Origin of the sequence: Carnobacterium sp. (genome assembly GCF_049673005.1) — a bacterium.
Classification (GTDB): Bacteria; Bacillota; Bacilli; order Lactobacillales; family Carnobacteriaceae; genus Carnobacterium_A.
In genome coordinates, this window is sequence record NZ_JBATXB010000029.1 from 1 (window position 1) to 8,091 (window position 8,091).

10 protein-coding genes are annotated in these 8,091 nt (G+C 36.3%); all 10 read left to right on the forward strand.

The window, feature by feature from the left end; all coding sequences use genetic code 11:
* A partial coding sequence (locus WBF61_RS02565) for a flagellar basal body-associated FliL family protein (protein WP_424253644.1) occupies positions 1 to 439 on the forward strand: 439 nt, incomplete at its 5' end.
* A gap of 23 nt (positions 440 to 462) precedes the next feature.
* Entirely contained in the window at positions 463 to 852 is a 390-nt protein-coding gene (locus WBF61_RS02570; RefSeq protein ID WP_424253646.1) for a flagellar biosynthetic protein FliO, read from the forward strand.
* Positions 849 to 1,607: a flagellar type III secretion system pore protein FliP gene (gene fliP, locus WBF61_RS02575; protein ID WP_424253659.1), complete on the forward strand. Its 759-nt coding sequence runs from the start codon at positions 849 to 851 to the stop codon at positions 1,605 to 1,607. The genes WBF61_RS02570 and fliP overlap by 4 nt, the downstream gene beginning before the upstream one ends.
* Positions 1,608 to 1,616: 9 nt before the next feature.
* A complete protein-coding gene (fliQ, locus tag WBF61_RS02580) occupies positions 1,617 to 1,880 on the forward strand; it encodes a flagellar biosynthesis protein FliQ (RefSeq protein ID WP_424253648.1) in 264 nt (87 codons plus the stop codon).
* Entirely contained in the window at positions 1,877 to 2,653 is a 777-nt protein-coding gene (fliR, locus tag WBF61_RS02585; RefSeq protein WP_424253649.1) for a flagellar biosynthetic protein FliR, read from the forward strand. Before fliQ ends, fliR begins: the two co-directional genes overlap by 4 nt.
* Positions 2,654 to 2,664: 11 nt before the next feature.
* Positions 2,665 to 3,732: a flagellar biosynthesis protein FlhB gene (gene flhB / locus WBF61_RS02590; RefSeq protein ID WP_424253650.1), complete on the forward strand. Its 1,068-nt coding sequence runs from the start codon at positions 2,665 to 2,667 to the stop codon at positions 3,730 to 3,732.
* A 30-nt stretch (positions 3,733 to 3,762) separates the two neighbouring features.
* Positions 3,763 to 5,844, forward strand: a complete 2,082-nt coding sequence (flhA, locus tag WBF61_RS02595) for a flagellar biosynthesis protein FlhA (RefSeq protein WP_424253652.1) — start codon at positions 3,763 to 3,765, stop codon at positions 5,842 to 5,844.
* 54 nt (positions 5,845 to 5,898) lie between these two features.
* Positions 5,899 to 6,615, forward strand: a complete 717-nt coding sequence (locus WBF61_RS02600; protein WP_424253654.1) for a sigma-70 family RNA polymerase sigma factor — start codon at positions 5,899 to 5,901, stop codon at positions 6,613 to 6,615.
* Positions 6,608 to 7,366: a flagellar hook-basal body protein gene (locus tag WBF61_RS02605; RefSeq protein WP_424253656.1), complete on the forward strand. Its 759-nt coding sequence runs from the start codon at positions 6,608 to 6,610 to the stop codon at positions 7,364 to 7,366. Before WBF61_RS02600 ends, WBF61_RS02605 begins: the two co-directional genes overlap by 8 nt.
* Before the next feature lie 12 nt (positions 7,367 to 7,378).
* Positions 7,379 to 8,091, forward strand: a 713-nt coding sequence (locus WBF61_RS02610; RefSeq protein WP_424253657.1) for a flagellar hook-basal body protein, incomplete at its 3' end; no start/stop codon positions are given.

The following is an 8,091-nucleotide window of genomic DNA, read 5'->3' on the forward strand; positions in this document are numbered from 1 at the left end:
GAAAAAAAAGTGGATTCTTCCGGTCATAGTCATTGTTTCGACATTGATTATTGGTGGAGTGATTAGTTTTGGTTTCACTTCAGGAAAAGCTCAAGCGTTTATGAAAAACTTGAGTGAAGAGAAAGTAGTAGAAACAACCGTTCCGATGGAGGAGTTTTTAATTAACTTAACGTCAGAAAAAGGCAAAAAAGAACAATTTCTTAAAATTGAATTAGCGGTTTATAGCGATGAAAAAGATGCGCAAGAAGTCATTGTTGCTAAGACTCCTCAAATCAGAAATGCCATTATTAATGTATTAAGAAAACAAACATCAGAGACTGTTTTCGGAGAAGATCAAGAATTGATTGCTCTTAAAAAAGAACTCATTAGTCAAATCAATAAATCATTAGGAAAACCAGTTATTAGCGATATATTTATTACGAATATTATTATGCAATAAAGAAAGTGAAAGGAAGCTGAAACATGGGATTGGGTGTAGGTTTAGGGTACGTGGTTAAAAGTATTTTAGCCTTAGTGGTGATTATATTTATTGCCAACTATAGTTTGAAATACTTAAATACTTTTATGACAAAAAAAGGAAAAGCAATCCGTATTATTGAAAGAACAGCAATTAATAAAGGCTCATCTATTTGTATTGTAGAAATAGCGGGCACTTATTATGTCATGAGTTTTACGGAGACGCGTAATGAAATCCTTAGAGAGTTAACAGAATCTGAAAAGGAAGCTGTTATTCAGTCTCAAGAATTGGATGAAAGTAACCAAGAGTCCCCTGACCTATTTAAGGGTAAGCCTATCCAAGTGTTTAAAGAGCTTCAAACGCGGTATCAAAATTTTTATGAAAAGAGGAAATAAACTTGAAGAAAAAAGTACTATTCAGTTTGTGCTTTATCCTCTTTTTACTCATCTTTAGTTTTCCACAAACTGTTTCAGCAGAAAGTCTGATTGATGGCTTAACTGGTGCAATTGAAAACCAATCTGATGGAACGTCAGATGTTGTGAAATTATATGTACTGATGGGTTTACTTAGTTTGGCACCAACGTTTTTAATATTAACGACGAGTTTTACGCGAATTATTGTAGTGTTATCTTTTGTAAGAAGTTCATTAGGGACACAACAAAATCCGCCTAACTTAGTCTTAACAGGTATCGCATTATTCTTGACGTTTTTTATCATGCAGCCCATTTACACGCAAGTAGCAGATGAGGCTTTAACGCCGTATTTGAATGAAGAAATATCTGGCCAAGAAGCCTTTAAAAAAGCAGAAGTACCGTTAAAAGATTTTATGTATAGACAAACAAGAGATGAAGACATCAAATTGTTTTTAGATATTTCTGAAACAAAAAAACCAGATGATTTAAATGATTTACCTTTAACGATTGTAATTCCAGCCTTTGCGATTAGTGAATTGCGAACAGCTTTCAGTATTGGATTTTTAATTTTCATTCCATTCTTGGTTATTGATATTGTTGTAGCCAGCATATTGATGTCGATGGGGATGTTTATGTTATCTCCAGTTATGATTTCGATGCCATTTAAGCTGTTGTTGTTCGTCTTGGTTGATGGTTGGTATTTAGTCATCGAATCACTTGTTACAGGATTTCAATAGGGGTGTAAAATGACAATAGTAAAAGTTCTAGACATTATTAGAGAAGCATTTATGACCATGATTGTTGTCGCTGGGCCAGTCTTAATCATTGCTCTTGTAGTGGGATTATTAATCAGTATCTTACAAGCCACGACACAATTACAAGAACAAACACTTAGTTTTGTTCCTAAAATATTAGCTGTAGTTGTTTCGTTAATCGTTTTTGGTAACTTTATGTTAAATGCGTTGATTGGGTTTACCCAAAAAATATTCGAAATGATAGCTCAGTTGTGATTGAGGGGATTACGGGTCTTCAAGTTCAAACGTCACTTTTGATTTTAATGAGAATATCGGCCTTTTTTATGATTAGTCCAGGATTTTCTATGAAAGGCCTGCCTAATCTAGTTAAGATTGGTTTATCTGCTGGATTAACCCTAGCAGCTTATCCAGTAACCCAAGCTTTGTCAGCACAAGTAACCATGCAAGTGTTTGCTGTTTTAGCTATAAAAGAAGTTTTATTGGGATTAGCTATTGGTTTTATCACAAAGTTAATCTTCTCAGCCATCGAGATGGCAGGTAACTTTGTCGATTTCCAAGTTGGTTTTCAAATGGGGGCTGTATTTGACCCAGCACTAGGCGTAAGTTCATCCTATTACGGGAAAATTTATTACTGGATGTCGATTTGTATTTTCTTTATTACAGATTTGCACCATTTAGTATTAAAGACCGTCATAAAAACGTTCCAATCCGTTCCAATCGAGAGCACTAATTTAGGAGGATTTGGCGTTGAAGGAATGGTTAAGTTGTATTCAATCGTTTTTGAATCAGCGATCAATTTAGCTGCGCCCTTAATGATTGTGGCATTGTTTACCGAAGTAGTATTGGGGTTAATTTCTCGAACAGTTCCCCAAATTAATGTGCTGATCTTAGGGATGCCATTAAAAATCATTGCGAGTTTCATTTTTATTTTATTATTGTTGCCAGCGATATCAAGCAATATCCAAGATATATTGCCTATGATGACGAAATATATCAATGAATTTATCCAGTCGTTACCGAAAGCGTGAGGTGAGAAAAGATGGCAGAAAAAGATGGCAAAACAGAAAAACCCAGTCCTAAGAAGTTTAAAGACGCAAGAAAAAAAGGGGAAATTGCTAAAAGCCAAGATTTAACTTCTGCCATCACCTTTATCGTTTTTACCGGTGCATCGGCATTTTTAGGGCCATACATATTAAGGCAAGGATTTTTATACTTAAGAGTTTACTTATCAGAAGAACTGTCGGTCGTAGGTATGGAAAACAGCTTAGGCAATATCGGCATGAAAGCTATTCTATTTACTCTTGTATTAGCAGGGCCTTTTCTAGCTATTGGGTTTATTGCCTCACTATTAGCCAGTATGTTACAAACAGGTTTTCTCTTTACCGCTACGGCCATAAAGTTTGATATTAAAAAAATAAATCCAGTTAGTGGATTTAAGAACATGTTTAGTAAGAAAACATTGTTTGCTTTGTTGAAAAACATTATGAAGCTGGGTTTAGTTTTTTGGATGGCGTACTTGATGATTTCATCTTCGATTAACCACGTAATAAACTCAAGCAATGTGGGTTCAGAAAAATTATTCTTTTTAGTAATGGAATTAGTTAAAAGTTTAGGTGTCCAATTGGGAATGGTGCTGTTGGTATTGGGTATCGCAGATTACCTGTACCAAGTTTATGATTACCGCAATGGATTGAAGATGTCTAAGCAAGAATTGAAAGATGAGTACAAGGAAAGTGAAGGAGATCCACAAATCAAAGGTAAGCGTAAGCAATTCCATAGACAAATGACCAGTGGTTCATTGGCAGATGTGGAAACAGCGACAGCAGTCATCACAAACCCGACTCACTTAGCGATCGCCATTCGTTACGAAAAAGGAAAAGATGAAGTCCCCATTATTGTTGCTAAAGGAGCCGATCATCAAGCGGCTAAAATTAGACAACGAGCAAAAGAATCGCATGTTCCTATTATAGAGAACAAACCAGTAGCTAGAGCGATGTACAAATCAATTGAGGTGGGACAACCCGTTCCAGTAGATATGTATCAAGCGATTGCTGAAATTTTAGCCTTGGTTTACCAAATGGAAGAAATGACGAAACGCAAAATTTAAAATTGTTTGAGAAGATGAGGAGTCGAAGAGATGTTAACTGCTTTTACGGGAAGACTTGAAAAACTAACGAAATCATTAGATGTAGTAATAGCCTTTTTTGTAGTGGCTATTTTAGGAATGATTATTATTCCATTGCCATCTTTTTTACTAGATTTTATGTTGGTTGTCAATATTGCGTTATCTATTACTATATTACTATTGACTCTATTTTCTAAAAGCGTATTAGAGTTTTCAACCTTTCCAACCTTATTATTAATCACCACCATGTTCAGATTAGCATTAAATATTTCTTCTACTCGACTAATCTTAACCGTCGGAGAAGCTGGATCGGTTATTGACACCTTTGCCAATTTCGTAGCTGGAAACAATGTTGTCGTCGGAGCCGTTATCTTTATCATCATTGTTATCATCCAGTTAATGGTTGTTACAAACGGTGCAAGTCGTGTATCAGAAGTATCGGCACGCTTTACCTTAGATGCTATGCCAGGAAAACAAATGTCTATTGATGCTGATTTGAACTCAGGTTTGATTGACGAAGATACCGCTAAAAAAAGACGGTCAGATTTAGAGCGAGAAACTCAGTTCTTTGGAGCAATGGATGGAGCGAGTAAGTTTGTTAAAGGGGATGCCATAGCTGGTATCATCATTACAGTAATTAACTTAATCGGTGGAATTGTCATTCATACTGTCCAAAGTGATATGGGTGTTATGGAAGCCTTAAACCAATTCGGAAAACTAACGATTGGGGATGGGTTGGTAAGTCAGATTCCTTCGCTATTGATTTCAGTTGCTTCAGGTATCTTGGTAACTCGTTCAGGAAGCAGCACAGGTTTTGGTAGTGTTGTAGCAAAAGAATTATTCAGTGCACCAAAAGTCATGATGATGTTGTCTACAATCTTAATTTTATTTGCTATTATTCCTGGATTTCCAACGATTCCATTTTTACTGTTAGGTCTAGCAGCAGGTGTTAGTGGCTACTTAACGATGGAAAACGAAAAGAGTCAAAAAGAAGAAGATAAATCAGATGAAATGAAGAGTCAAGCAGCCTTGCGTACTCGACAAGAAAGAAATGAGGAAGAATCCATTACTTCGTTTCAAGTTGATCCGGTTTCAGTTGAGATTGGTTACGGATTGATTCCGATTGCGGATGATACGCAAGACAACAACTTGATGAACCATATTTCAAATATCCGAAAACAAAGTGCTCACGAATTAGGGATTTTGCTTAGTCCAATTCGGATAAGAGACAATTTACAACTCAGAGCAAATGACTATTTAATTAAAATTAAGGGAAATACAGTTGCAAAGGGAGAACTGTATTTAGATAAATTTTTAATTGTTGATCCTGGCGAAACGGATTTTGATTTTAATGGAATCGCAACAAAAGAACCAGCTTTTGGTTTAGATGCGATGTGGGTAAATGAATCGGATAAAGAAGCAGCGGATTTAAGAGGATACACAGTTGTTGAACCCTTAACAGTATTGGTAACTCATCTAAAAGAAACGCTCTACAAATCAAGTTACGAATTATTAGGCAGACAAGAAGTTAAGCAATTATTAGAAGGCATCAAAGATAAATACGGGGTCGTTATTGATGAGTTAATCCCAGATATATTGAGACTTGGTGAAGTTCAAAAAGTCTTGCAAAACTTATTGAAAGAAAATATACCAATCAATGATTTAGTGACTATCTTAGAAACCTTAGCGGATTACGGCAATACAACTAAAGAAGCCGAAATGCTGACAGAATATGTCCGACAAGCCTTAAATAGGACAGTAGTTAAACCTCATCTGGATGACAATGGAACATTACAAGTCGTTACCATTCTCCCTGATACAGAAGAAATGATTAGCCGAAGCATTCAGAAATCTTCGGCTGGCTCCATCCCGGTTCTTCAACCAGATAGGGTTACAAAACTATTTGATAGCATTACAGCGACACACAATCAATTGGTAATGAGTGGTGTCCCACATGTTCTGCTATCATCCCCTAAAATCAGACCGGCCATGAAAAATTTGATTTCTTATAATTTTCCAGATTTAGCGGTTTTATCTTTAAATGAAGTTCCGAATGATGTTGTAATTGAAACGGTTGGGATGATTGAGAGTTGACGCATGATATAAAAATGCAAGAACCACAAATTTTCTAAATGAGGAGGAAAGCAGATGTATTATGAAAATGACCGAGAAAAAGAGATCATGAAATACCTGCCCTTAGTGGAAAAGGTGGTAAACGGGCTGAAGATTAAACGCAGCGAATACGATCGCAGTGATTTATACAATATTGGTGTCATCGGGTTAATGGATGCTCTTGAAAAGTTTGATAAATCAAAAAAAGTGCCTTTCGAAGGGTATGCATACATTAGAATCAAAGGCACGATTATTGATGAGGTCAGAAAAACAGGTCCTGTCTCAAGAACAAGATTAACGCGATTAAATGAGTACTATCGTGCGAAAGAAAAATTAGAAAAATTAAAGATGCGCACACCGACAGAATTAGAAATTTGTCAGGAGTTAGACATTAATGAAAAGCAATTATCTAAAATACACGAAACCGTTCATCAACTAGCTTCTGTATCACTAGAGAAAGCGATGTTTAGTGATGATGGCAATGAAAATGAACTGATTAATTTCTTAGAAGACAAACAAGTAATGGACACGGAAGATGTCCTTACCAATAAAGAACGTCAAGGTCTTTTAACGGAGCATATTGCTCAATTGGCTAAAAGAGAACAAATGATTTTGAACATGTATTACGTGGATGAATTATCCTTAAAAGAAATTGCGTATGTGTTTGACATCTCAGTTCCACGCGTTTCACAAATCCATGGCAAAACAATAATGAAACTAAGAGAGTTAATGAGGAGAGAATACGATGATTAGAAGCATAGATACACTTAGCCATAATTTTAACGTCTTACAAAAACGACAAGAAAATATCAGTGCCAATGTTGCGAATATCAATACAGCTGGATACAAATCGCAAGAATTGATTCAAAGCACGCTGGCTTCTAAGACAATGGTTAATCATCTAGGTGGCCCTAAATTAGACCAACAGCAAAATCTAGGTGGGTTTACTTTTGGCAATCAGCTAGATGAAGTGTACAAAAACTTTGAACAGGGTGGATTGAAAGGAACCTCTTCTCAAACAGATTTCGCTTTAAGTGGAAACGGTTTTTTTACATTAGCGGGGAACGATGGACAAACCTATTACACTAAAAATGGCCAATTTTTAGCCAATGAAAATGGTGAACTAGTGAACCAAGATGGGCACCGTGTAATGGGTAGGGGCGCAAATGGCCAGCCAACACCTATTCAAATGAATACAACGGACATCTCAGTAGACAGTACAGGCAGGATAAATGGAACAGGCTTGCAACTGATGTTAACAGAATTTGATGATCCAGCGGCATTAACGAGTATGGGCGGAACTTTGTATACTGGACAAGGTGGTCAATTAGTCAATGGAGAGACAACCGTTTTCCAAGGAATGATTGAGACGTCAAACGTAAAAACCGTTGATGAAATTACGAACTTAATGCTTGTTTCTAGAGAATTTGGAGCGAACCAAAAAGTATTAAGTGCAGCGGATGAAACCTTAAAAAAATCTGTTAATGAAATTGGAAGAGTCTAGGAGGATAAGGACATGAGCATACCTTTAAGTATTAGTAAAAGTGGATTAAACGCGATTCAAACATCAATGGATGCCTTATCACATGATATAGCGAACATCAATACAACAGGCTACAAATCAAAAAATATTCGCTTTAATGAATTGTTGACGAATGATATGCAGAGTGGAAAACTACTCTTATCTGACGAGGCACAAAATAGTTCAATCAATAGAGGAACAAAAAGTGAGTACACCACATTAAATCATGGACAAGGCTCGCTTATTTCTGATGCCAACCCTTATCATTTAGCAATTGAAGGTAACGGTTTTTTTGGAGTAACCGACGCAACGAATCAATTCTATTTAACTCGTGATGGTGCTTTTCAACTAAATGGAGATAAATCTATTACGAATGGAAATGGCGATCGTTTAGCGATTGAAGCGGCTATTCCAGTTGAACAATGGCCAGAAGGAGACGTTAGTATTTCTAAAACGGGTGACGTTAATATCCAAACAGCTAACGGAAATACACTCGTTGGGAAAATAGCTTTATTTAATCCTGCTAACACAGACGACTTGGTTTCAGTAGGAGGAAATAAGTTTACATACAATGGAGATTACGATCAAACAGACGGTTCTATTCAGCAATTTTACCTTGAAGGTTCAAATACTGATTTAGCGACAGCTATTACAGATATGATGTTAGCTCAACGCTCGTACTCGTTAAATATGAAAGTAGCACAAGG